Annotated in this window: 15 protein-coding genes and 3 pseudogenes; 15 read left to right on the forward strand and 3 right to left on the reverse strand. The window is 68.3% G+C overall.

The window, feature by feature from the left end:
* The first annotated feature begins 10 nt into the window (after nucleotides 1-10).
* Nucleotides 11-2737 (forward strand): toll/interleukin-1 receptor domain-containing protein, encoded by a 2727-nt coding sequence (locus ACZ7MF_RS30625; protein WP_471481519.1) that lies wholly within the window; start codon nucleotides 11-13, stop codon nucleotides 2735-2737.
* 438 nt (nucleotides 2738-3175) lie between these two features.
* Nucleotides 3176-3694, forward strand: a complete 519-nt coding sequence (locus tag ACZ7MF_RS30630) for a transglycosylase SLT domain-containing protein (RefSeq protein ID WP_471481520.1) — start codon at nucleotides 3176-3178, stop codon at nucleotides 3692-3694.
* Nucleotides 3695-4034: 340 nt separating this feature from the next.
* On the opposite strand, the gene ACZ7MF_RS30635 is transcribed toward ACZ7MF_RS30630, so the two are convergent.
* From ACZ7MF_RS30635 to ACZ7MF_RS30645, 3 genes are all read right to left on the reverse strand, one after another.
* Nucleotides 4035-5039: a L,D-transpeptidase family protein gene (locus tag ACZ7MF_RS30635; protein WP_471481521.1), complete on the reverse strand. Its 1005-nt coding sequence runs from the start codon at nucleotides 5037-5039 to the stop codon at nucleotides 4035-4037.
* A gap of 100 nt (nucleotides 5040-5139) precedes the next feature.
* A complete protein-coding gene (locus tag ACZ7MF_RS30640) occupies nucleotides 5140-6813 on the reverse strand; it encodes a peptidoglycan recognition protein family protein (protein ID WP_471481522.1) in 1674 nt (557 codons plus the stop codon).
* A 31-nt stretch (nucleotides 6814-6844) separates the two neighbouring features.
* Entirely contained in the window at nucleotides 6845-7255 is a 411-nt protein-coding gene (locus ACZ7MF_RS30645; protein WP_471481523.1) for an MmpS family transport accessory protein, read from the reverse strand.
* A gap of 362 nt (nucleotides 7256-7617) precedes the next feature.
* Between ACZ7MF_RS30645 and ACZ7MF_RS30650 the strand changes: the two genes are divergently transcribed.
* From ACZ7MF_RS30650 to ACZ7MF_RS30710, 13 genes and pseudogenes are all read left to right on the forward strand, one after another.
* Nucleotides 7618-16311 carry a golvesin C-terminal-like domain-containing protein gene (locus ACZ7MF_RS30650; protein ID WP_471481524.1) on the forward strand — a complete coding sequence of 2898 codons (8694 nt, stop codon included), beginning with the start codon at nucleotides 7618-7620 and terminating at the stop codon, nucleotides 16309-16311.
* A 13-nt stretch (nucleotides 16312-16324) separates the two neighbouring features.
* Complete coding sequence (locus ACZ7MF_RS30655) at nucleotides 16325-16618, forward strand: hypothetical protein (RefSeq protein ID WP_163013338.1); 294 nt, start codon at nucleotides 16325-16327, stop codon at nucleotides 16616-16618.
* A 138-nt stretch (nucleotides 16619-16756) separates the two neighbouring features.
* Nucleotides 16757-16903, forward strand: coding sequence for a S26 family signal peptidase (locus tag ACZ7MF_RS30660; protein WP_471481525.1), 147 nt, complete (start codon nucleotides 16757-16759; stop codon nucleotides 16901-16903).
* A 423-nt stretch (nucleotides 16904-17326) separates the two neighbouring features.
* A complete protein-coding gene (locus tag ACZ7MF_RS30665; protein ID WP_471481526.1) occupies nucleotides 17327-17761 on the forward strand; it encodes a hypothetical protein in 435 nt (144 codons plus the stop codon).
* A gap of 959 nt (nucleotides 17762-18720) precedes the next feature.
* A complete protein-coding gene (locus tag ACZ7MF_RS30670; RefSeq protein WP_471481527.1) occupies nucleotides 18721-19653 on the forward strand; it encodes a hypothetical protein in 933 nt (310 codons plus the stop codon).
* A gap of 340 nt (nucleotides 19654-19993) precedes the next feature.
* Entirely contained in the window at nucleotides 19994-20890 is an 897-nt protein-coding gene (locus tag ACZ7MF_RS30675; protein WP_471481528.1) for a hypothetical protein, read from the forward strand.
* Between the two features lie 369 nt (nucleotides 20891-21259).
* Complete coding sequence (locus ACZ7MF_RS30680; protein WP_471481529.1) at nucleotides 21260-21949, forward strand: hypothetical protein; 690 nt, start codon at nucleotides 21260-21262, stop codon at nucleotides 21947-21949.
* Nucleotides 21950-21958: 9 nt separating this feature from the next.
* Nucleotides 21959-22222 (forward strand): hypothetical protein, encoded by a 264-nt coding sequence (locus ACZ7MF_RS30685; RefSeq protein WP_471481530.1) that lies wholly within the window; start codon nucleotides 21959-21961, stop codon nucleotides 22220-22222.
* Between the two features lie 247 nt (nucleotides 22223-22469).
* Nucleotides 22470-22848 (forward strand): annotated as a pseudogene (locus tag ACZ7MF_RS30690) (transposase); the annotation flags it as partial.
* Nucleotides 22849-23035: 187 nt separating this feature from the next.
* Nucleotides 23036-23846 (forward strand): annotated as a pseudogene (locus ACZ7MF_RS30695) (IS5 family transposase).
* A gap of 193 nt (nucleotides 23847-24039) precedes the next feature.
* Nucleotides 24040-24537: an SMI1/KNR4 family protein gene (locus tag ACZ7MF_RS30700; protein WP_471481531.1), complete on the forward strand. Its 498-nt coding sequence runs from the start codon at nucleotides 24040-24042 to the stop codon at nucleotides 24535-24537.
* Between the two features lie 26 nt (nucleotides 24538-24563).
* Nucleotides 24564-24884, forward strand: a complete 321-nt coding sequence (locus tag ACZ7MF_RS30705; RefSeq protein WP_471481532.1) for a S26 family signal peptidase — start codon at nucleotides 24564-24566, stop codon at nucleotides 24882-24884.
* A gap of 22 nt (nucleotides 24885-24906) precedes the next feature.
* Nucleotides 24907-25029 (forward strand): annotated as a pseudogene (locus ACZ7MF_RS30710) (hypothetical protein); the annotation flags it as partial.
* Nucleotides 25030-25086 lie beyond the last annotated feature (57 nt).

Consider the following 25086-nt stretch of genomic DNA (forward strand, 5'->3'; position numbering starts at 1 on the left):
GACGCGCTGGATGCCGCGGGGGCGCGGACCGGTCAGGACCGAGCTGGGGTACGGCGCCTTCCTGTCCTACAGCGGCGAGCGCGACCGGCGATGGCTGCCTCATCTGCGGCACGCGATCGAGAAGCAGTCCCGCCCCTGGTACAAGCCGCCGCACATCAGGGTCTTCCTGGACAAGACAGGAGTATCGATCGGGCCGGAGCTGTGGGGCAAGATCGAGGCCGGTCTCGCCCGCTCCGACTGGCTCGTGGTCCTGGCGTCACCCGAGGCGAGGTCCTCGGCGTGGGTCGACCGGGAGATCGCGTGGTGGCTGGAGCACAAGTCGGTGCACACCATCCTGCTCGTCGTCACCGCCGGGCAGTTGGTGTGGGACGAGCGGCGGGGCGACTGGGATCCCGAGCGGTCGACGGCGCTGCCGGCCCGGCTGGCGGGGAAGTTCGAGCGGCAACCCGTCTGGAAGTCCGTGGACCCGCGCCCCGGCGGCGACGCGGGGTCCTCTCCCGACGTCGACGGTGTCGCCTTCGGTGTCGCGTCCGTCGTACGCGGCCTCTCCGAGGACGAACTCCGGTCGGAAGGACTCCGCGACACCCGGCGCAATCTGCGGACGGCCAGGATCGTCGCCGCCGCGTTGGGCTGTCTGCTGCTGGTCGCGAGCACCCTGTCGGTGGTCGCGGTCCTCTCACGTGCCGAGGCCACCCGGCAGCGCGACCAGGCCGTCGTCCAACAACTCATCACCCAGAGCTCCCTGCTCGCCGACCGCGACCCGTTCGCCGCCCGGTTGAAGGCGTTGGCCGCCTGGCGCATCGACCCCTCTCCACAGACCCGTTTCGCCGTTCTCGACGCATCCGTCAATCCGGCGTCCGGAGTGCTCTCCCACTCGGTGCCCGTGGACTCGGTGGCCTTCAGCCCCGACGGCCGGACGGTTGCCTCCGGCGGCAGCGACGGGGTGGTGAGACTCTGGCGGACGGGGACTCAGCGGATGACGGGGCGTCCGCTCATCGGACACCACCAGGGCATCACCTCGATCGCCTTCGCGCCGGACGGCAGGACACTGGCCAGCTCCGGCTTCGACGGCACCGTCCGACTCTGGGACCTCGCCGGCCGCAAGCAGATCGGTGCCCCCTTCAACGCCGGTTCCGGGACGGTTCATTCGGTCGTCTTCGGCCGCGGCGGCAGGACCCTCGTCACCGTCGACGAGGCCGACTCGGGGACCGTACGGGTGTGGGACCTGGCGACGCACCGCCGGACCGGGCAGCCGCTCGACGGTCTGGGACAGTTCCTCGCCACGAACCCGGACGGCAGCCGGGTGGGCTCCAGCGGGTCCCGGAACGGCGTACAGCTCTGGGACACCGCCTCCGGCGCACCGGTCGGGGGAGCGCTGAAGGGCGGCGACGGTGTCGTCACGTCACTCGCCTTCAGCCCCGACGGCAAAACCTTCGCCACCGCCGACCTCGTCGGCAGCCTCCGGTTGTGGGACATCGAGGCGAGCGCCCCGGTCGGCGAGCCGATCGCCTCCCCTTCCACGGGCGTCAGGTCGATCACCTTCAGCCCCGACAGCTCGATGCTCGCCGCCGCGTACGAGGACGGCGGCGTGCGGCTGTGGGATCTCCGCCGGCGCGCCGAGGTGGGCGGCCCGCTCCTCGCCCACACCAGTACCGTCGAGTCCGTCGCCTTCAGCCCGGACGGATCGGTCCTGGCCAGTGCGAGCGCGGACACCACGGTCCGCCTCTGGGGCATCCGCACACTACGGCAGGCCGGAGCACCGATCGACACGGGAGAACAGTGGGCGGCAGCGCTCAGCCCGGACGGGCGGTCCCTCGCCGTCGCCGACGCCGAGGAGACCGTGAGCCTCTGGAATCTCACCACACGACGCCGGGTCGGTGAGCCGCTCGCCCGCGCTGCCGGCAGCCTCAGCCCCAGCCTCGCGTTCCGCGCCGACGGTGCCGTGCTCGCGATCGGGTCCGACGGCCTGCGACTCCGGGACGTGGTGTCCCGCCGGCCCGTCGGCGAACCACTGCTCGGCGCGGGCGACGTCGGCGCGCTGTCCTTCGGTCCCGACGGCAGAACCCTCGTCAGCGGCGGCCCGGACTCCGTACACGTATGGGATCTGACGGCACGGCCTCCCACCCGCACGGCACTCGGCGCCGCCCGCTCCGTCAGCGTCGCGGTGAGCCCGGACGGCCGCTCCCTCGCCACCACCACGCAGGACAACACCTTGGTGTTCTGGGACATGACCACGCACCGCCGCATCGGCGAGACACCGGGCGATCACACCGCCCAGATAGCGGCGGCGGCCTGGAGCCCGGACGGCACGACACTCGCCACCGCGAGCCGCGACGACACCGTCCGCCTCTGGGACGCGGCCACCCGCGAACGGATCGGCGCCCCACTGAGGGGCCACCACGGCGGCGTCACGTCCATCGTGTTCAGCCCCGACGGGAAAACCCTGGCCACCGGCGGCAACGACCACACGGTCCGGCTCTGGGACGTCGCCACCGAACGCCGGATCGGCGCTCCGCTGGAGGGACACGGCGCGGGTGTCACCGGCGTGGCCTTCACCCCCGGCGGTGACACGTTGGTCAGCTGGGCCCAGGACGGCACAGCGCGGCTGTGGAACGTCGCAGCGACCATGGACCCGGTTCGTTCCCTGTGCGCATGGGCGGACGGCGCCTTCACCGCCGACCGGTGGCGCGAGGACGTCCCCGCGGGTCCGGCGTCCCGAACGCTGTGCCCGGAGTGAGCGGGCTGCACGTCGGCCTTCCAGGCGACCCCGGGGGGTGACTGTGTTGTTTCATCGAGTGAGATGCTCGTCTCCGTAGAGTGACGAGCGGCGACCGGTGGGTGACCGGCTCTGTGAGGGCGCGCACAGGACCCACGTCACACAGGGCCGGGGTTAGTAGATGCCGACGGCCGCTCGCCCGCGTGGTCGTGGGCCGTCCGGGCGAGTCGGGCGGCCGATCTGCGAAGCGGCGTAGTAGGTCACACACTTGTCGCGGCGCCGGAGCGTTCCGCAGTGTGTTCGGCGTACCGGGGAGCCGAGCGCCGGGACCGGACGGGAAGAGCCCGTCCGTGATCCAGACACCGGCCCTGATGACGCGAAGCCGCGTCCAGCGCGGACACCGCGTCGCCGACCCCCCGTCGGCCTCCCCATCACGTTCCCGAATGGAGAGGTACACCCGTGCACGCCATCATGCGCCGCCCCAGCTTCCGCAAGTCCGCCGTGGCCTCCCTCGCCGCTGCGGGCGCCGCCGCCGTCACCCTCACCCTCGCCCCGAGCCCGGCACACGCCGCCGAGCCGGCCAAGACGTCCACCGCGCAGACCCAGGCCCAGACCGACAAGATCAAGGCCATCGTCAAGGCCGGCGAGAAGAAGCACGGCGACGACCTCGACGGCTGGATCCGCACCGCCCTGGACGTCATGGACGCCAAGAACATCCCGGGCACCTACGACGGCCTGCACCGCAACATCATGCGCGAGTCGTCCGGCAACCCGAACGCGCAGAACAACTGGGACGTCAACGCCCAGAACGGCATCCCCTCGAAGGGCCTGCTCCAGACGATCCAGCCCACCTTCGAGGCCTACCACGTCAAGGGCACGAAGGACTCCATCACCGACCCGGTCGCCAACATCGTCGCCGCCTGCAACTACGCGGCCGACAAGTACGGCTCCATGGACAACGTCGACTCCGCCTACTGACCGGCGGACCCACCGACCGCCTGAGCCCCCGGGACAACCGGTCCCGCGCGGAGGCCGGCGGGGCCCAGGCAGCACGGCGGGGCCGGAGGAGCGACACGTCCCTCCGGCCCCGCCTGCGTCGCACCCCGTGCGCCCCGGAAAAGCTCCTTTCGGATGTCCCGGAGGAGACCAGCCAAGGCCGAGACCTGCGGCGTCTGGCCGCCGTAAGTCGTTGACCTGCATGAAGGCTCTTTCGCTTCTTTCGTGCTCGTGCTGGCTGATGCGGCCGGAAGACCCAGAAAAGTCCCAGAGGATTCCCACGGGCAGGACGACTCTTTCGTCCGTTCCTCACGCAGGAGTGTCAGCCGATGGCGATGCGGGGGTGGGCGGACGGTTCGACCCAGTTCATGAAACGGTCCATGGTGGCCCGGGGGACGGAGACGCAACCTGCTGTGGCACCGCTGCCGTTGACGTGGAGGAAGATGCCTGCGCCGCGGCCGGGGGTGGCGGGCCACCGGTTGAAGTTGATGACGAGTGCTTTGGCGTACTGGGTGGGGTAGTCGATGAGGTGTTCGCTGCCGCGGTCGCCGGATTCGGTCAGCGGGAAGTCCGCGCCCTGTGCGCTGTGCATGGAGTTGTAGAACTCCGACTCGGGGTCCTCCACCCACCAGTCGTCGTCCGTGACGACGTGGTACGGCACGCTCGTGCCGCTCGCCTCCACGCCGAACCCTTCGGTGATCGTGTACGTGCCGGTGGGGGTGGTCCAGGTGCCCTGCCGCCGTGTCGCCCCGTTCGTGACACCGTTGGACCCGACCCGTCCGGACTCGGTGGAGAACTGCGCCTTCCAGCCGGCGGATCCCTTCGCCCACGCGGTGACCGTGGCGTAGGAGCCACGGGCCTTGACCGTGATCAACTGCGTGGCGTTGCCGACCTCGACGGGGACGGGGAAGTCCGGGGCGGCCGCGCCCGGTGCCGGGTCCGGCTGAGTGCCGGTACCGGTACCTGTGCCGGAACCGGATCCGGATCGCGTTCCTCCCGCCGTGTCGCCGTCGCCCGCTTCACCGGCCTTCGAGGCGGCCGCCCCGGTGGTCGGTGAGGCACTGCCGCTCGCTGTGGCCGACGCCGACGCCGACGCCGACGCCGACGCCGAGGGGGAGGCGGACGCGGATTCGGACGCACCAGGGGAGGCCGTGGCCGTCGCGCTCGGTCCGGTCGAGCCCGGTCCCGCGTCTGCTGCCACCTGCTCCGCCGCTGTGCCGCCTTCGTCCGTACCGCAGCCGGTGGTGAGGAGCAGTGCACCGCACGTGGCGACGGCGAGGGCGAGTCTGTGGGGGCGTATGGGCAGGGTGGCGTGTTCGGGCAGCACGAAGGGGTTCCTTCTTCGAGTACGAGTAAGAATTCGAGTACGGACACGGATCCGGGCTCGGGGATGCGGCTGGGGCACTCCTGGACCGGTGCGGGCCGGCCTATGGGGTGGTGAAGCGTGAGGCGCCGGCGGCCGTGCGGATGGCGGGAAGGGCGTCGTAGAGGGCCTGCCCGGGGCACAACGTGGCGTATCCGTCGCGGTGGCCGGAGATGGTGTGCAGGGTGGCCTTCTCGCCGGTCTCGTACATGCCGGTGTCGCCGGCTGCGGTGAGGGTGACCTCGGCCTCAGGGTCGACGCCGTCGAGGTTCAGTTTCCAGGCGGCGAGGTCGGCGATGGCCTGCTTCGCGGCGGTGCCGGGAGTACCGCCGTTCTCGTAGTCGCCGAGGAGTGAGACACCGGCCGAGTAGCCGTTGAAGCCGTAGGTGTGGGCGCCGCGGACCGGCTTGCCGACGCCGCCCGCCCGGCCCTCGAAGACCGTGCCGCACTTGTCGACGAAGAAGTTGTAGCCGATGTCGTTCCACCCGTTGGTCTTCACGTGGTACGTGAGGATGGCCCGGATGATGGCCGGCGAGTCGGCGCAGTCGTAGGCGTTCGTGCCCGCCGTGTGGTGGACGAAGACCGCGTCGACCTTGTCCAGATAGGAGGGCGGGTTGGCGACGAGCGACTCGTCGGCGCCCCATTCGGCGCGGCTGACGATCGCCGGGGCGGTGGGGGTGGCCGGTGACGTGGACCCGGTCGGCTCCGGCTGGGCGCTCGGCCCCCCGGTGGGCTCGCCGGTCGGGGGTACGGTGGGCTCCGAGGTCGGCTCCTCGCTCGGCGCCGGGGTGGTGGGATCCTCCGTCGGCTCCTGCGTCGGACCGGCCGAGGGCGCCGGTGCCGTCGGCTGCTCGTCCGGGCTGCTGGGCGCGGAGGTCGTCGGCTCCTCGGTCGGGGTCGGGGTCGGGGCGCTGGGCTCGGCCGTCGGCTCCTGGGCCGGCTCCTCGGAGGGGGCAGGGGCGTCGGAAGTGGTCGGTTGTTCGGCGGCCGGGGCGTCCGTGGCTTTCTGGGTCGGCTCGGTCGACTGCTCGGGGGCGGTGGTCGGCTCGGCGTCCCCGCCGGAGGGCGGGGCACTGGCCGTCGCGGTGGCGCTCTCCCCGGTGCCGGGCTCGGCGGAGGGCTTGCCCTGGCCGTTCCCCTTGCCGTTGCCGCCCCTGCTGCTCCCGTCCTGACCCTTGCCGCCCTCGCTGCTGCCCTTGTCCTGGCCCTTGCCGCCCCTCTCGTCACCCGGGTCGATCATGTCGAGCCGCAGCGCGTCCGGCACGGCCGTCTCCTTGCCGTTGGCCACCACCCGGGCCTCGACCGCGTCCGAAGGCCCCACCCACAACGGCTCCGAGGCACCGCGGACGCGCGAGGCGTCGCCCTCCTCCGTCTCCGGCGCCCGGATGCCGAAGTCGAGGTTGCGCCAGTCGGTCCACGTGCCGTTCCCCGCGCTGCGGGTACGGATCTGCGCGGTGCCCTCGAAGTCGTCGGCGTCGTCCTCCCAGGAGACGCCGACGAGGGCGAACAACTGCGTGTCCGTGCGCGGAAGTTCGCGCCTCTTCGGGTCCTTGCCGTCCAGCGCCAGCGTGTGCGCCTGCGCGGGACGGGAGGCGTCGTCGGCGCCGGTCTCCCCGGAGCCTCCGGTCACGGACACCGCCGTCACCCCGGTACCTGCCAGGACGACGATCCCGGCCGCCAGCCAGATCGTGCGCTTCGGCACCCTCGAACGCCGTGCGCGGATTCCCCTCGGGCTCATGCCCACCCCTCGTGAAGTGTGTACGTCGTGATCAGTTGCCGTCGGCGGGCAGCGAACCCGTGCAGGTGGCGCGCCCGAACTTCCCCATGGCGGTGGCCCGTTGGACGTGCTTGCCGCGGATCGCGAGCGTGCAGGCCGCCTGTCCGCCCTTCTCGCCGAGCACGACGGCGACGGTGGGGGTCTTGCCGAGCGGCACCTGGACGGTGTGCTTCCAGGGCAGTTCGGCGTTCCGCACGACGGTGGCCCGTCCGTCCTTGTCCTGGCCGAGGTAGGAGATCTCGGCCGTGCCGTCGCCGGTGACTTCATAGGTCACGGCGGCGGTCGGGGTCGCGGAGGGCTTCGGCTCGTCCTCGGTGTCGAGCAGCCCGTAGCCGACGAGCCCGGCGCAGGCGAGCAGCAGGACGGCGGCGGTCAGCACCCCGGCCCGGGTGCCACCAGTCATGGTGCTCTCCCTGCTCTCCCCACTCTCCGTGCTCTTCGTTGGTTGCTTGACTGACATGTACGGGGCTCGGCTTTCGACGGTCCGGATCGATTGCCGGGGGTTATACACCGCGAAGCGCCGGCCACGCTATCGAGGAGACAAACCCGGGCGAAGCGGTGGCGTTTCGAGGGGTATTTTGCCTGCAATGACCCTTCGCTTGACATGCCGTCAGTCAGCTGGTCAATAATCCCGCCGCCGCGCCCCGCGAGCCGACGTTTCGCCTGCTCGCCGGGTGCTGCACAGCTATTCACAAAGCCGTTGTGGAGCTCTCCACAACGGCTCGTTCGGCGCGCCCGTTTCGCGTTCGGCGGGGTGGGCTGCCGATGGCGAAAGGTATGCACGTGAAGGTGCCTTACAGGAGATATATCTCCTGTCTGGTGGCTGCGGCGATTGCGGGCACGCTACTGCCACAGGTCGCTTACGCGGCCCCACCGTCGAATTCCGGAAAGGGTGGTGACAAGGGATTCTTCGACACCGTTTCCGACTGGCTCGGGGACGACGAGAAGGAGACCCCGGAGCCGCCGTCGTACGACGGTCTCGGCATGGCCGACCGGCAGAAGCTCCCCAAGGGGAAGAACGCGCCGAAGGCGAAGCGGGTCAAGGAACTGACCTCGCGCCGTACCCCGACGGCGCGCTTCTGGCAGCTGTCCGACGGGCGGGTGGAGGCGGACCTGACGGCCGCGCCGACCTCCTACAAGGAGCGGGCGGGCAAGTCCTGGAAGGCGATCGACACCCGAGTGGCCGAGACCGAGGCCAAGGGGTTCGACTTCGCGAACAAGACCAACACCGGTCGCAGCTGGTTCGGGTCCGACCCGGGCCGGCTGCTGCGATTCGAGGCCGGTGACGGGGGCCAGTCGGTCACCCTCGGTCTGGAGGGCACCAACGGACGGCTGAAGCCCGAGGCCAAGGACGCCACGGTCATGTACAAGGACGCGGTCGGCGACGCCGATCTCTCCTACGTGGTCGGTCCGGGCCGGGTGAAGGAGAACATCACCCTGTCCGAGCGGCCCGCCGGTCCCGTGACGTACACGTTCACGCTGGACACGCAGGGGCTGACGCCGAAGTCCCGCGAGGACGGCTCGATCGCGTTCTTCGGAGAGCTGCCGAACACGCCGGTGCTCGTCATACCGGCCCCGTACATGACGGACGCGAAGAAGTCGGCGTCGTCGCCGTACGGGTACGCGTACAGCGCCGGTGTCACGCAGAAGCTCCAGCGGGACGGCGACGGCTGGAAGCTGACCGTCACGCCGGACACGAAGTGGCTGGCGGCGAAGGAGCGGCAGTATCCGGTCGTGATCGATCCGACGATCACGATCGCGCCGTCGCCGTCGGGTTCGCAGGACACGATGGTCCTGTCCGACCAGCCGGGCGTGAACTTCAACTCCTCCTGGAAGCTGGCGGCGGGCAAGACGTCCGCGTCGGCCACCTCCCGTTCGCTGCTGAAGTTCCCGCTGGACGAGATCCCGGACGGGGTGAAGGTCGACGGCGCCCGGCTGGGCGTCTACTTCGACCAGTCGCACACCACGAACGGCAACGACGTCACCATCGAGGCGCACCGCGCGACCGGGGCCTGGGACGAGTCGACGGCGACCTGGTCCAACACGTCAGGCCTGGTCGGCGAGTTGTCCGGCACCAGCGTCCAGGTGGACGACGGGGACGCGGGCACCACGGCGGCGAAGGGTTCCTGGCCGACGTCCGGCTCGACGCTGACGCAGTACGCGATCGGGCAGGACTACCACTACAACAAGGACACCGTCGCCGGGGACACCTACACCTGGCAGCCGAAGGTCACCGACACCGGCACCTACCGGGTGGACGTGCACTACGTCGCGGCCACCGACCGGGCGACGAACGCCCCGTACACGGTGACGCACCGGGACGGCACCCAGACGTTCACCGTCGACCAGTCGGCCGGTACCGACGGGGTGTGGACATCGCTGAACGGCGGCGGCCAGCTGCCCTTCACCAAGGGCACGGTCGGCAAGGTCGTCCTCGGTGACGGACCGGCCTCGTCCTCCACAGCGGTGCTCGCGGACGCGGTGCGGCTGGTGAACCCGGCCCAGATCGTGAAGAACAAGGGCGAGTACAACCAGTGGCACGAGTTCCCGGTCGCCGACACGGTGCAGAAGTGGGTGAGCGGCACCGCCGACAACCACGGCTTCGTGCTGATGGCGAAGGACGAGTCGTCCACCGGCCCACTCGGCGGCCCCCGCTACGAGGCCGGTGACGGCGCCTACGGCGGCGAGACGTCCACCATTCCGCGGCTGACGGTGACCTACGGCAAGGTGGGCACCTCGCTGAACTCGCCGACCGTGGTGCACTCCACGGGCCCCGAGCTGTCCTGGAAGGCGTACTCCAACACCACCGGTGACGCGGGCCTGGACATCGCCGAGTACCAGCTGCACCGCTCCACCCAGCAAGCCTTCACCCCGTCCGCGACGACCCTGATCGCGCCGGTCAGCGCGTCGGACACCACCTACACGGACACCACCGCGATCCCGACGCCCGACTCGGCCGCCAACGAGATCGACAAGTCGTACTACTACCAGATCGCGGTGAAGACGAAGAGCGGGGAACTGCTCGGATCCCCGACCCGCATCGTCGGCATCCCCAAGGCCGGCCGGACGATGAGGATCATCCAGGGCAGCCAGGGCGGCGTCACCGACACCACCCTGTCCTCCGCCCAGCCGTCCACCAACCAGGACACCATCCGCTCCTGGGACGTCGACCAGAAGTGGCTCAGCGTCGGCAACAACTCCGGCACCTACGGCAAGACCCGCGCCGCGCTGAAGTTCCCCACCGACGACATCCCGTCCACCGCCACGGTGATCAACAACCGCATGTACATGTGGGGCGCGGAGACCACCACCGACACCGACGGCGCGATCTACGAACTCCACGCCCTCACCCGGGACTTCTCCGAAACCCAGGCCACGTGGAACAACGCCACCTCCACCACCGCCTGGAGCAGCGCCGGCGGTGACATGTCCGCCGCCGTCTCCGACACCGTGGCGAGCGTGTCGGACGTCGGCCGCCACTGGTGGGACGCGACCGGCCTGATGCAGAGCTGGATCGACGACCCGGCGGGCAACAAGGGCGTCGCGGTGAAGCTGAAGGATGAGTCCGCCTCCGGCCCGCAGGAGCGCACCCTGTTCCTGTCCGCCGAGGCCGCCGACCCGCAGCTGCGCCCGTACATGCAGGTCATCTACGTCGACTCCACCACCGAGGACACGTACTACGCCCCGCAGACCCCGTCCCGGATGACCCCGAACACCACCTACACGGTGGACTTCACGGTCACCAACACCACCTCCGCCCAGTGGGCGGCGGGCGAGCGGGAGCTGTCCTACACCTGGAAGCTCCCCGACGGCACGGACGTCACCACCGGCGGCAACCAACTCGCCACCCCGATCCCGGCGCTGCTCCCCGGCAAGTCCGCCACGATTCGGGCGAAGGTCTCCACACCGGTCAACTCCGACTCGGGCAACAAGCGCGGCGAGTACGTGCTCGGCTGGGACGTCCGCAAGAGTGCCGACGGCAGCTGGCTGTCGGCCGGCACCAACGGCATCCCGTCGCTGAAGCAGAGCGTGGCGGTCGAGGACCCCACCTCCAACCAGCTGGGCCTGGAGAAGTTCTACTCCTACACCGGCAAGAACACCGGCGCCGGTTCCACGGTCATGAACAACCTGGCCTCCGGCAACAGCGTGTGGTCCTACAACGCGTTCACCAACCCGGGCCGCGGCCTGACCACGTTCGCGCGCTTCTCCTACAACTCCCTCGACACCTCCGACACCGTCTCGGGCGCGGGCTGGTCCGCACAACTCGCCGGTCCCATCCGCTTGGGCACACCTCTGGACTTCCACCCCAACCCGAACCCGACCGAGGTCCGCCTCCCCGACGGCGACGGGACCACACACGTCTTCCGCCTGCAGGACGACGGCACCTGGAAGGCCCCGGCCGGCGTCCACTACCGGCTGTCGGCCAAGCCGGGCCTGGACTGCACGCCCAGCAAGGACCCCGTCCCGGACGCCTGGACCCTGCTGCGCCCGGACGGCACCCGCTTCCTCTTCGGCTGCGACGGCTATCTGACCTCGACGGTCGACAAGAACGGCAACACGCAGACGTACACCTACGAGGAACGCAAGTCCAACAACAAGCCGACCAAGTTCCTCAAGTACATCACCGACCCGGCAGGCCGGAAGTCGCTCACGGTCGACTACTACGACAAGACTGACGCGCCCTTCCCGAAGGTCGCGGACCACGTCCGGTCCATGACCGACATCTCGGGCCGCAAGCTGACCTTCGAGTACTCGGACAAGGCGCTGCTGACCAAGCTGACCGACGGCACGGGCTCGGCCCAGCCGAAGGTGTTCGCCTTCACCTACGACGCCACCCAGGGCAACAAGAACGTCAAGCTGGTCGACGTCACGGACCCGCGCGGTCACGGCACCGACCTGGCGTACTACGCCCCCAAGACCGGCGACGACCCCACGTACCACTGGTGGACGAAGACCGTCACCGACCGCCTCGACGGGAACACGGGCTTCACCTACGCGGCGGACACCGCGAACCCCAAGTTCACCGACACCACCGTCACCGACGCCGAGTCCCACGCGACGAGGTACGTCACCGACGACTACGGCCGCCCCGTCCAGACCACCAACGCCAAGTCCCAGACCACGAAGATGAGCTGGGACGCGGACAACAACGTCACCTACCTGGAGGAGGCCAACGGCGCGAAGACCGCCTACTGCTACGACCAGAAGACCGGCTACCCCCTCTGGTCCCGCGACGCCGAGAACAACAAGAACGGCGTCCCGCCGGCCACGGACTGCGCCCCCGGCACCCACCCGGCGAACGCGGCCACATACGAATACCAGACCCGCGCCGACGGCTACGCCGCCGACCTGTGGCGCAAGACCTCGCCCGAGGGCCGCGCCTGGCAGTTCGGCTACGACACCTTCGGCAACCTGAAGACGGTCACAGACCCCAAGGGCGTCGCGACGGCCACGGCCGACGACTACACCACGGCCTACGAGTACAACTCCTACGGACAGCTGACCAAGGCCGTCGACGCCAACGGGAACCCGACGACGTACAGCGCCTTCGACGCGACCGGCAACCCGGAGACGATCACCGACGCGCTGGCCCACGCCACGGAGTTCGTCTACGACGAACGCGGCCAGGTCACCAAGGTGACCGACGCCTACGACAAGGTCACCACGCAGACCTACGACACCTTCGGCCGCCCCCTGGTCAGCACGGTGCCGAAGACCCAGGACGAGGGTGACCTGATCACCACGCCCGCCCCGGAGTACGACGCCAACGACAACGTCACCACGTCGACGGCGCCCAACGGAGCGGTGTCCACCGCCGTGTACGACGCCGCGGACCAGATCACCTCGGCGACCGCGCCGAAGGACACCACCACCTCGGACGAACGCAGGAGCACCTACACCTACGACAAGGTCGGCCACCTCGAAGCGACCACCGAGCCCAAGGGCACGCTGACCACGTCGGACCCGGCCGACCACGTCACGACGAACCACTACGACGAGATCTACCAGCTCACCTCCGTGGTCAACGCGGACGGCGACACGATCAGTTACGCGTACGACAACGTCGGCAACACCACCAAGGTCGTCGACCCGAAGAAGAACGCCACGGCCGACACCACCGACTACACCACCAAGACCGCCTACGACCTGAACCACCGCGTCACCTCGGCCACGGACGCCGCGGGCAACACCACCAAGCGGGCCTACGACAAGGACTCCCTGGTCACCTCCGCCACGGACGCGGAGAACAACACCACGCTCATCACCTACGACGAGCGCGGCAAGACCGCAGAGGTCAAGGTCCCGCACAGCGGCACCACGACGATCACCTACCGCACGACCCGGTACGAGTACGACGAGGTCGGCAACACCACCAAGGTGATCACCCCGCGGGCCGTCGCGGCGGACACGACCACGGCCTTCACCGCCCGCACCGAATACGACGCGCTGAACCGGCCCGTCAAGCAGTACCAGCCCTACGACCCGGCGGACACCCGCCACAACGACCCGAACGTCTACACCGAGACCGTGTACGACAAGGTCGGCCGGGTGGCGAAGACCTCGCTGCCGCCCTCCGAGGGACAGACGGTCCGCAACACCACGGCGTTCGACTACTTTGACAACGGCTGGGTGAGGTCCTCCACGGACCCGTGGGACATCGCCACGACCTACGACTACAACGACCTGGGCCGGCAGACCGCCCGCACCCTCACATCGGCGGGCGGTTCCTCCAACCGCACGATGACGTGGTCGTACTACCCCGACGGCAAGCTCGAGTCCCGCTCCGACGACGGTGTCCCGATGGGCAGGTCGGTGGTCCTGGCGGACAACTCCGACACCCAGAACACCGCCACCACCGGCACTTGGACGCAGGGGGACAGCACCGGCCAGCAGGGCTACGACCACCGTACCCACGCCGCCGGCACGGGCACGGACGCCTTCACGTGGACGCTGAACATCCCCGAGGACGGCACGTACACCGCGTACGTGAAGTACCCGGAGGTGACCGGCGCCGCCACGGCTGCCGAGTACACCCTCACCCACGGCACCACCACCGAGGCGGCCGTCACCAAGAACCAGACGACCGGCCCCGGCACCTGGGTCGCCCTCGGCGACTACGCCCTCAAGCAGGGCGAGGACACCGAACTGAAGCTGGAACAGAGCGGCACGGGCACCGCGGTGGCCGACGCGGTCAAGCTGGTCCGTGACAACTCCGCCGACACGGACACCGAGCAGAAGACATTCACCTACGGCTACGACGCCAACGGCAACCTGACCTCGATCGACGACACGTCGTCCGGGACGCGGACCGACGCATACGCGGTCGCCTACACCGGCCTCAACCAGGTCCAGAAGGTCACCGAGTCCCTGTCCGGCACGGAGAAGAAGGCGACGTCGTACACGTACGACGCGAACGGGCAGCCGGAGACGGTCACCCACCCCAGCCAGTTCTCCCAGTACACCTACGACCTGCGCGAACTGGTCAAGACCGTCTCGGTCGGCAAGACGGCGACGGACACCGACCCGAAGGTGACGTCGTACACGTACACGGCCCGCGGCACGAAGCTGAAGGAGACCAAGGCCAACGACAACACCGTCGACCACACCTACTACCTAGACGGCGCCCTGAAGTCGACGACGGAGAAGAAGGCGGACGGCACCACGCTGGTCGCCTCCCACACCTACGCCTACGACCCCAACGGCAACAAGGCGCGCGACGTCGCGAAGAAGATGAACGCCGACAACCACGCGGCGTACCTCGACTCCACGACCGACTACACCTACGACCCGGCGGGCCGGCTCACCAAGTCCGTCAAGGCGGGCAACGGCGCGGGCACGGAAACCTACGTCCACGACGACAACGCCAACGTCGTCAGCCAGACGGTCAAGGGCACGACGACCGCCTACCACTACGACCGCAACCGCCTGCTGACCGCGACGACCTCCGGCGTCACGGCCGACTACACCTACGACCCCTTCGGTCGCCAGCAGTCGGTGACGTCGCAGGGGCAGGTCACCTCCCGGAGCGTGTACGACGGCTTCGACCACGTCGTGGAGTCCCAGAAGATGGACGACACCGGCGCGATGAAGTCGACCACGTACACCTTCGACCCGCTGGACCGCACCGCCTCGAAGACGGCGGACGGCAAGACCACCGACTTCGAGTACCTCGGCCTGTCCAGCGAGGTCCTCGACGAGAAGGTCGCCGGCGAGCTGACCAAGTCCTACCAGTACAGCCCGTGGGGCCAGCGCCTGTCGCAGATCAAGCACAACACCGACGGGACGACGGAGGACGGCTACTACGGCTACAACAGCCACACCGACGTCGAAACCCTGACGGACGACAACGGCGACACCAAGGCCACCTACGGCTACACCGCCTACGGCTCCAACGACGAGTCCGAGTTCACCGGCATCGACAAGCCCGACACCACCGACCCCACCAAGGAGGACTACAACCCCTACCGCTACAACTCCAAGCGCTGGGACGCCCAGTCCGGCACCTACGACATGGGCTTCCGCGACTACGACCCGGGCCTCAACCGCTTCACCACCCGGGACATGTACAACGGCGCCCTCGCGGACATGGGTCTGGGAACCGATCCGTTCACCGGCAACCGGTACGCGTTCACCGGCGGCAACCCGACCAGTTTCGTCGAGTACGACGGTCACCGGCCCGCGGAATGCAACGAGTCCGGCTACACCTGCAGGATGAACGACGCGGGCGGCTGGGACGTGAATGCGTCCCCGACCTCCACGGGACCCGACAGCACGATGGTGGACAAGACACCGGACTGCTCGAGCTACGGCTACCACGTCAAGGACGCCTGCATGGCGGCCGGTGTGATGCAGATGTCCCAGGAGCACCTCAACCTCATCAAGGGTGCCGCGGGGTTCGACACGGCGGGACGGACCTCCTGGTCGGACTGGGACGCGTTCCTCTACCTGATCAAGCAGACCGACGTGTTCGCCTACAAGGCGAACTTCGTGGGCCAGTACGGTGACGTGATCAACGCCGCCGCGAAGAGGTACGATCTGCCCGCCTACCTGCTTGCGGGCGTCGTATACAACGAGGTAGGGGGTGATCCGCCGAGCGCGGACGACGCCAAGAACATCCTCACCGGCGACCCCAACACGTCGTTCGGCGAGGTGAGCATGCAGGTGGACACCGCTGGGGATCTGCTGGGCTACGACTCGGGCAACATGAGCCAGTTCCAGAAGAGCAAGGTCATCGAGTCGCTCAAGGACCCGGCGCAGAACATCTTCATCGCCGCCCGCTATCTCTCCGTGGCGCGGGACAAGATCGCGGGCATGAGAAGCGGGAACGCACTGACCAGTGCCGATGTGAGGAACATCGGCGCGTACTACAACGGCGGCCCGGACTACTATCTGACGGATCCCGCTCCGCAGGAGTACGGGCAGCTCATCGTCGACAGACAGGGAATGCTAGGGGGCTGATCGGATGACCACGATGCGAGCGTCTTCCATCGCCAAGTCCTGCGGTGCCGTCGTGCTGTACGCGGTGGCGGCGGCCCTGGTGCTGTTCAGCTTCGCCATGACGGTCGAAGCGGACAACCCGGCTGCGTTCCCGGGACGGCGGGACAACGACGGGGCTTTCGGAGCGCTGCTGTGCGTCGGTATTGCCGCCCTTTCGGCGGCGGTGGCCGTGACATCGCTCTCGCGACGCCTGCTGTCCAAGGTCGTCTGCGCGGCGATCATCCTGGTGTGCGTCTATCGAGTGGTCGGCGTCGCCGGACAGCTCTGACACCCGCGCCCGACTGAGAGCGGCCGTGCCGGGTTTCTCGGCACGGCCGCTCGTGCGCGGCAGGACTGCGGCACCGTCCAGGAGGGCAGGGCTTTCGGCCGGCTCGCTCTGACAGCGGCCCACTTATCGGGCGAGGAGTTGACCGTTGAGAGCATCGACGAAGCCGGGATACGTCGCGGCGATGTCGTCCTCGTCCGTGTGCCGGGGCGGTACGGGGGCGCGCCGGTTGTGCAACGGGTGATCGGTCTGGGGGGTGACCATGCGGAGTCCCGTGACGGTGTGTGAGTCGCGGTGAACGGCAAGGAGATCGACGAACCGTATGTGCTGCGCGACAAGTTCGGTCGGGGAGCGTTGCGGCCTCCGACGTACGCGGCCGGGTCCGGGACGAGTCGGCCGCGGCACTGTGGCCACTGGCCGTGGGAGCCTTCGGAGCCCTGCTGACCCTGGTCGGGATCGCGCTGGGCATCGGGGGCCACCTGGTCGGGCGGCGCCCCCGGAGCGCGGATGCGGCGGTGACACCCTGGTCCGGCCCATACGCGTAACGCGGACCGACGCGCAGCGGTCGAGAAGGTTGTACGGGAAGCGGCGCGAACTCGTGTGGGATTACGCACGTCCGGAAGCCGTGATGGCTGTGAGTGGGTCTGCGCTTGGTCATGTGGAAGGCGTATGGACGTTTTCCGCATGACCGGGTGGAGGGGAAGCGGGCCTATGGGTGATGTGGGCGAACGCGTGCCGTGCGCGGAGGAGATGCGGAGTACGGCCGCGGCCTTCGTGCGACGTGCGACCGTGCGGAACAGGCTTCCGCTGGACTACTCCGTGGCCAGCCTCCGCGTCGTCGACTTCCTCGTCGACGGGCTGCGCAAGAACGGGGTGGAAGAGGTGAGGGTGCGTGAAGCGCTGTTCGGCCTCGGGGCCTACGTCGGAGAGGTCCTGGTGCGACGTGCCGGCGCGACGTGGATCGACTTCGAGGCCGACCAGCGGTCCTACTTCGGGGAACCGGCCGGGGTGCGGATGCCGGACGGCCGGGTGTGGAACCCCTTGGGCAAGGTCCGGAACTGCTTCGCGGTGGGAAGCTCCCAGGAATCCCTCCGCACGTTCTACCTGACCCTGCACGGCAGGGCTCGGCGGTGGTCGGTGGCCTGACCGGCCGAAACCCCTCCTGGCTTGCACACGTGCGGTTCAGGAGGGGTTTCGCGTCACCTGTCCCGGAGTTCTCAAATGTCCCGGAGGAGACCAGCCAACGTCGTGACCTGTGGCGTCTGGCTGCCGTAGATCGTTGACCTGGATGAACGTCCTTTCGGTTCTTTCACGCTCGTGCTGGCTGATGCTGCCGGAAGTCCCAGGAAAGTCCCAGAGGACCCCCAACGCCAAGGTGGCCGAGCCTGACGCAACCTGCCGTGGCGGGTCATCGGTTGAAGCTGATGACGAGTGCTTTGGCGTACTGGGCGGGGTAGTCGATGGGACGTTCGCTGCCGCGATCGCCGGATTCGGTCAGCCGGAAGTCCCGTTTGCGCTGTACATGGAGTTGTAGAACTTCGACTCGGGGTCCTCCATGAGACCGCGGCGTCGATGGGGACGAGGGACCGCAGTGATGGGGTCGGTGGGGTGGCATCGCCAGGCCCGCCGACGACCCGCAGGCCCACCGAGCCGCCGGGCCACTGGCACGCTCGCATACGCTGCGCGACAAGGGAGACAACCGGAAGGTCGTCGCGGGCGCCGACATCGTCCCGGAGCTGGGACGCAAGCCCAGCACGGGCAACCCGAAGAAGAAGATCACGGCCCGTTCCACCCAGGGCGGGATCATCACGTACGACGTGAACCGGGACGACGACGATGACCCGGAACCGCCGTCGCCCCGGCCCTCTCCCTCCGCCAGGCCCAGCCCATGCCCCATGCGGCCCCGGGCGGGGACGGAGAGGTCTCGTGGGACTGGAACTTCGACGGTGAGAAGGCCGGTACCACAGTGGGCTTCCTCGGGGTCCTGGGATTCGTCGGAAGAATCTTCTCCCAAGGGCTCGCATTCGTGGTCGGCGGAGCGTGCTGAGCACGGTCATGTAAGGTAGCGGAAATCCAAACCGCCTAGCGGGAAGAGAGTGGGGGAGATGGCGAAGGGGTTCATCTTGAGAGGTGAACTGAACGTCGAGTTCCGGTCGTCCGCTGTTTACGCGCAGCAGGCAAAGAACTGGTTTTCGGGATGCCTGACCATCTTCGAAAAGGAGATTCAGGAAATCCTGAACGGACCCGCTCTCGACCCGCGCACCATCCGGGGTGGCACAGCCTGCGGGGCCCCGGGCTCCCTCTGGGGATTCTGTCAAGTGACAACCCGAGGAGCCAGAGGCCTGCGTGCCACCACCAAAGTGATCTCCGAGGCGAACCTTGCGTGGTTCCGCGCTGCTCTTGGCGAGGAATTCTTCTCCGCTTCGGTCGGAATCTCCCGAATCGGTGAGAATGGCAGCCCTGAAACTCGCCTTGCCCGCATTGCCGCGGAACGCGAAGAAGACATGGACTCATGGGTGAGACTGGGCTGTGAGTTTCCGCAGGAATCGATTGCCGACAAAGAATTCCAGCGTCGGTTCCTCGAGTCCCTGAAGGGCTCCGCCGCAGGGCTCAACCCCTCGTTCGGACACATCGCCTACAACTACACGCTGGGCAAGACCGCTCTCGAGGAGGTGCTGGGGCCTCCCTGGCTGCTTCCCGAGGACACCTTGCCCGAGAGCCGTGCGTACCTGCGCGGCTACGGTTGGCTCACGGTCTGCCCGCGGGAACTCGCGGACCGCCTGGGCGGTGCCGCGGAACTCCGTGCCACTGGCGCGTTCCACGAGGTGGACGAGCTTGCCGAGGGCGGAGTCTGGCTGCTCGCTACGCCGGACTTCGCCGAGTACGACCAGGAACGTACGGCTCGTGTGTGGGGCGCCCTGGCGCCCGTGATCCGGCCCGGCAAGCCGAAGCAGTTCGACGAGGAGCCGGGCCACCCGCCGCTGCCCGTCGTCCACGAGGACGCCGCGCGGGCGCGGGAGGTCGCCGAGTCCGAATAGGTGTCAGCTGACGCCTTCCAGGAAGGGCCGACCGAGTGAAGCAACCGGAGCCGAAGTCAGTGCCGCAGGAGGTCCCCGTGACCGAGAAGATCCGTGACTGGCTGCACGACAATCTCCGCATGCCGGAGACTGATCCGAGTAAACCCTTCACCCCATTCCCTGCCATTCCGGCAGTACCTTTCGTGCCCGTATTCTGATCCGCGGATCATGGGTTCCGGTATGATGCGGTAACGCGTTCCGGAACACTCTGACTGCAGAGTGCGACTTTCGATGCATCATCTGGCAGGCCGTCCCGAAACGGAATGGCCTGCCAGGTTGTTTTGTCAGTAAGGAGCAAGTAGTGAGAGTCGAAATTGACCTGAGGGCATCGGAGACGGACATCTCGGGGCTTGCGGTCGAGTGGTTCGAGACGGCAGCCGAGGGGATTTTCGCCCCGCTCCTCAGCAGCCTGCGAAACGGTCCCGAACTGCGCATTCCGGAGAAGGGCGAGAGTGTACTGGGGCCTCCGGGAGGTACATGGGCTTCGCTGACCGAGCAGGGCCCGCTGTGGGGACGGGTCCGGGCCCGGAAGGCCTGGTCCGAGGAGAACTGGAGCAAATTCCTCGCGAGAGTGGCCAAGCGGCCCGCGGACAGTGAACTCTGGATCCTGGAACTGAGCGAACAGGGTCGCCGGTACGGGGCGAGTCAGGCCAAAGTTTCCGTGCAGTCCGTCAGCGAGGACGGTGAATGGCATCGGCTGCGAGTGGAATACGGAGTCGGGGAGTCCAGTACGGACTCGTGTCGGGGGATCATTTCGTCACTGGAGGTGGCTTCCGCAGTCGAACATCTGAGACGTTTCGCGCGGAAGGATCCCATCACCTTCGGCTGTGTCACCGATGACGGCGGTCACGGTGGAGAAACGATGCTGGAGGACCGCCTGGGGCTCAGCCCGCTGAAGGGAATCCAGGAAAGCGAGAACGTGCTCCGCGGGTACCCCTGGGTGACCGTGTGCTCCGCCCGTATCGCCGATCGTCTCGGCGGCGTCGCTGGACTGCGAGATTCGGGTGCCTTCGCGGAGACGGAAAGGCTGCCCGCGGGAAGCGTGTGGTTGAGGGCCACGGATCGCCTTGCCGACTACACGGGGGACGCGCTGCGCAACGTTTTTCGGGCCGTCGCGCCGGCGCTTCCCCCCGGGCGGCCACGCCCGTATGCCGGCCGCGAGATCGGCCGGCTCGTCTACGAGGACCCGGCGGGTTGACACGGACCGAGACGTCGAAGGACCAGAACCGAACTGCACCGGGACGGACACCGCGTCGAGGCGGTGACCGTGTCGAGGTTGGAGTCGGACGGACCGGGCCCCTCGCGCTCCTCGGCCTCGCGTGAGCACAAAACGGGCGCCCGCCGACTATGCCGAAGCCCTGCGGCGTCACCCCCGCCGTCCGCCGTCCGCTGTTCGGCTCCGTTCGTCGCGGACCCATGTGCGCAGGGTCTCCAGATGGATGCCCAGGCCTGGATGACGAAACAAGGAGATGCGGTCGATGGAGTACGAGATCGAGAGACTGCTCAAGCTGGGCGAACGGGTGTATTACCAGTCCGTCCGATATGCATCTTGAACCGGGTGAAACACATGCATCATCTCGACGTCGTCCGACTACTCGGCTTCGAGGCTTCGGCACGACCGGAGGACGATCACGGCCAGGTCGTTCCCGAGGGCTACGAGCTCCTGGTCCAGGCCATACCGGCCGGGGTCTTGGCAGGGTCCGTGCTGCTCGAACGACCCGACGCTCTGCCCGTGCGCTCCCTCGAGGAGTTCGTCCGGCCCACCTCCATGCGCATTGGAGACATGGAGCTGTCGCTCCGCAGCCGCGCCCAGCGGCTGTGGCTGCCGCTCTACCCGAAACCGGGCGGCATGGTGCCGTGGGGGCGCAGCGCAACCGACGGCGTGCTGCTGTGGGACACCACCGCAAGCAACACCGCGGACTGGACGACCGTCGTCACGGACGACGACTTCCAGCTGTGGCTCGACCTTCCCTTCTCTGTCTCGGAGTTCGTGGGGCGGGCGCTGCTCGGGCGTCCCGAGGGGGTCCCCGCGTTCGAGACCATCGAGGAATACGAATCCGGTTCCTTCTGGAAGGTCGCCGACGACATGCGGGCGACAGCCACGGCGCTGTCGAACCCGGACATCGGCGCAGTGGAGGAGCTCGTCGCCCGGATCCGGAACATCGGTGTTCCGGGCGTCCGGCAGTACGCGCGGGAACTCGTCGACGGGGCCGCGGAGAAGACGAAGACGCCGGACCTCGTGTTCCCGGAGGACTAACTGACAGCCATGCGGGAGTTCCCCGGCGGGGTGATCGCCGGAATGCGCGTGTTTCCCGTCGCCGAGGCCGCCTGGCTGACCGAGGACCCGATGTTCCTGCAGTGGGGCGAACTGGAGGGCAGGGCTTTCGGCTGGCTCGCCCTGACAGCCGACCCGCAGGAGTGGCGCGTCGCCTACATCGAGCCGGGGGGCACCTCGCTCACCCACCTGGAGGAGCAGACCTTCGCCTCGTTCCTACGACGCCGACTGCGGGGCGACGGCTCACTGTTCTGAGCCGCTCTTGCTTTCCTGAAGGTTTTCGCCACAGGGCTCAACCTCTCGTTCGGTCTTGTGGCCTACAACTACACGGTGGGCAAGAACGCTCTCGAGGAGGTACTGGGACCCCTGGTTGCTTCCTGAGGACACGTTGCCGAGAGCCGCTCGTGGCTGCGCAGCTACGGCTGGCTCATGGCCGCCTGCCCGCGGCAACTCGCGGACCGCCTGGGCGGTGCCGCGGAATCCCGTGCTTCTCGTGTGTGGGGTGCGCGTGTACCTCGCCTGTGCCACCAGCCGCGGACGCACCCTGATCGACCGCAGGTTGTATCTGCCCACCTCCTGGACAGACGACCGGGACCGCTGCCGTCGGGCGGGCATCGCCATGGCCAAGGCGATGGTCCGCCGGGCGATCGCCGAGAAGGTCCCGTTCCGGTGGGTGACCGCGGATGCCGCCTACGGCGCACGACACCGTCATCACCCGGTATGCCGTCGACCACCCCGTCCATGAGGACCGCCGACACTGGGTTCTCGCCCGCCGCAGCGTCAGCAGGCCCGAGGAGATCTCCTACTACATCGCCTACTGCCCCGTCGGCACCACCCTGGACGAGCTGATCCGCATCGCGGGCAGCCGCTGGGCGGTCGAGATACGACGCCTGATCCCCCGACTCACCGACCGCCGCCCCACCCAGGTCGACCACATCCTGCACTGGTCGACCCGGCGACGAAGACGTCAGCACCAGGCCCGCATCAGTCACTACAAGCGACGTGGACACAGTCCCTGAACTGGTCAGCAATCAGCACAAGCACCGTTGCAGTACTAGGCCGTTTCGTTTGGATCAGCAGGTCGTTGGTCCGGGTGTGCCGTTGACTGATGCGCAGTGGGCGCGGATCGAGCCTTTGCTCCCGGACCGGACGCCGAAGAGGGGTGGCCGTTGGCGGGACCATCGTGAGGTGATCGACGCGATCGCCTTCAAGTTCCAGACCGGTACCCAGTGGGTGCACCTGCCGGAGAGGTACGGCAACTGGCAGGGCGTCTACAACCGGCTGCGGATGTGGGCCGTCGATGGCACGTGGGAGCGGGTGTTCACTGCCCTGGTGGCCCAGGCCGACGCGGACGAGGACGTCAGCCGGGCCGTGTCGGTGGACTCCACCATCGTGCGCGCTCACCAGCACGCGGCCGGGGCCCGCAAAAAGGGGCCCCGGCCGGCGAGCCGGACGATCACGCCATCGGCCGGTCCCGCGGCGGACTGACCACGAAGATCCCCCTCGCGGCCGACGGCCGGTGTCGGCCACTCGCGTTCGTCCTCACCGCCGGGCAGGCCGGCGACGCTCCCGCCTTCACCGATGTCATGCCCGCCTGCGCGTTCCCCGTCGGCGAGGACGGCCCCGCACCAGGCCGGAGGTGGTCCTCGCCGACAAGGCGTACTCCTCCCGTGCGATCCGCGACCACCTGCGCAGACGCGCTATCCGCGCGGTAATCCCGGAACGGGCCGATCAGCAGGCCAACCGGCGGCAGTGCGGACAGGCAGGCGGCACCCGCCTGAAGCAGTGGCGCGGCATCGCCACCCGCTACGAGAAGACCGCGACCGTCTATCTCGCCGGACTCCACATCGCCGGCATCTTCTTCTGGTCCGCCCGCTGATCCAAACGAAACCGCCTAGTCCGTTCGTCTGGACGCTGAAGGTGGGTGGTAGGTGTGGGCTATAGACCGAACGATCCGAGGCCCCTGCCCCTCTGTGCCTATGTCGTGGACAGTGACTGCGCTGTGATCGAAGCCCTCGGGATCCGCTCCGTCTCCAACCAGTTCTGAAAGGTTTTCCATGTGGGTTCAGCGGTTGATCGAGTTGACCGGCTGGGAGCCGTTGAGGCTGTCCGTCGACTGGGAGTCGATCGAAGGGGAGTTGCAGGTTCCGCTACCGGCGGACTACAAGGTGCTCTTCGAGAATTTCGGTGGCGGTACCTTTAGCGAGACCGTCTACCTTTTCGGGCCTTCGGGCCCCCACGCCTTCGACCTTCTCGCGCAGTGGCGGGCCTCCCTTGTGGCGGGTGGAAATGATGATGTACATCCGGTCTACTCTCCTGGAGAAAAGGGCGTCATCGTGTGGGCGGCGACCGAATGGGCCGATGAATACGCCTGGCTTTTGGACGCGCAGAACCCTGGCGCTTACTCCGTTCTGGCGCGAGGTGATGTCGGCGAGTGGCGCACATACGACATGTCGACTTCTGAATTTCTCTACCGGGTGCTTACGGAGGAGGAATTCGGGCCTTTCGGAATCGCGCGGTACAACCTCGACCCGGAGTTCGAGCCGGGCCGCTCCGTTCCCGGCAGCTGAGCAGAGACAGGCAGGGAGGGAGGTTCGTGCAGCCGCAACGTGCGGGCCGCGGACTCAGGGTCGCCGCCTGTCGTCCGGGCGAGCAGCTGACCATCGAGCGCATAGACGAAGCCGGAATACGCCGGGGCGACGTCGTCTTCGTCGGTGTGCCGGAGCGGTACGGAGACGCGCCGGTTCTGCAGCGGGTGATCGGCCTGGGCGGTGACCGTGTGGAGTCCCGTGACGGGACGCGAGTCGCGGTGAACGGCGAGGAGATCGACGAACCGTATGTGCTGCGCGACAAGTTCGCTCTGGCAGGACCCCGGTACGACGTGACCGTTCCGGGGGCGACTCTTCCTTCTCGGTGATCATCGGGCCAACGCGAACGACTCGCGCTACTTCCTGGACGAACGGTCGGGGAGCGTTGCGGCCTCCGACGTACGCGGCCGGGTACAGGACGAGCCGGCCACCTCACTGTGGCCACTGGCCTGGGAGCCTTCGGAACCCTGCTGACGCTGGTCGGGGTCGGGCTGTGCATTTGGGGGGCGACTGGCCGGGCGGCGCCCCCGG

The organism is Streptomyces sp. NPDC111628 (assembly GCF_055635195.1).

Excerpts from the sequence above, each read along its gene's own strand:
- ACZ7MF_RS30625 (WP_471481519.1), top strand. The coding sequence starts at position 11 with ATGCCGCGGGGGCGCGGACCGGTCAGGACCGAGCTGGGGTACGGCGCC.
- ACZ7MF_RS30640 (WP_471481522.1), bottom strand. The coding sequence starts at position 6,813 with ATGAGCCCGAGGGGAATCCGCGCACGGCGTTCGAGGGTGCCGAAGCGC.
- ACZ7MF_RS30645 (WP_471481523.1), bottom strand. The coding sequence starts at position 7,255 with ATGACTGGTGGCACCCGGGCCGGGGTGCTGACCGCCGCCGTCCTGCTG.
- ACZ7MF_RS30650 (WP_471481524.1), top strand. The coding sequence starts at position 7,618 with ATGGCGAAAGGTATGCACGTGAAGGTGCCTTACAGGAGATATATCTCC.
- ACZ7MF_RS30655 (WP_163013338.1), top strand. The coding sequence starts at position 16,325 with ATGCGAGCGTCTTCCATCGCCAAGTCCTGCGGTGCCGTCGTGCTGTAC.
- ACZ7MF_RS30665 (WP_471481526.1), top strand. The coding sequence starts at position 17,327 with ATGGGTGATGTGGGCGAACGCGTGCCGTGCGCGGAGGAGATGCGGAGT.
- ACZ7MF_RS30670 (WP_471481527.1), top strand. The coding sequence starts at position 18,721 with ATGGCGAAGGGGTTCATCTTGAGAGGTGAACTGAACGTCGAGTTCCGG.
- ACZ7MF_RS30680 (WP_471481529.1), top strand. The coding sequence starts at position 21,260 with ATGCATCATCTCGACGTCGTCCGACTACTCGGCTTCGAGGCTTCGGCA.
- ACZ7MF_RS30685 (WP_471481530.1), top strand. The coding sequence starts at position 21,959 with ATGCGGGAGTTCCCCGGCGGGGTGATCGCCGGAATGCGCGTGTTTCCC.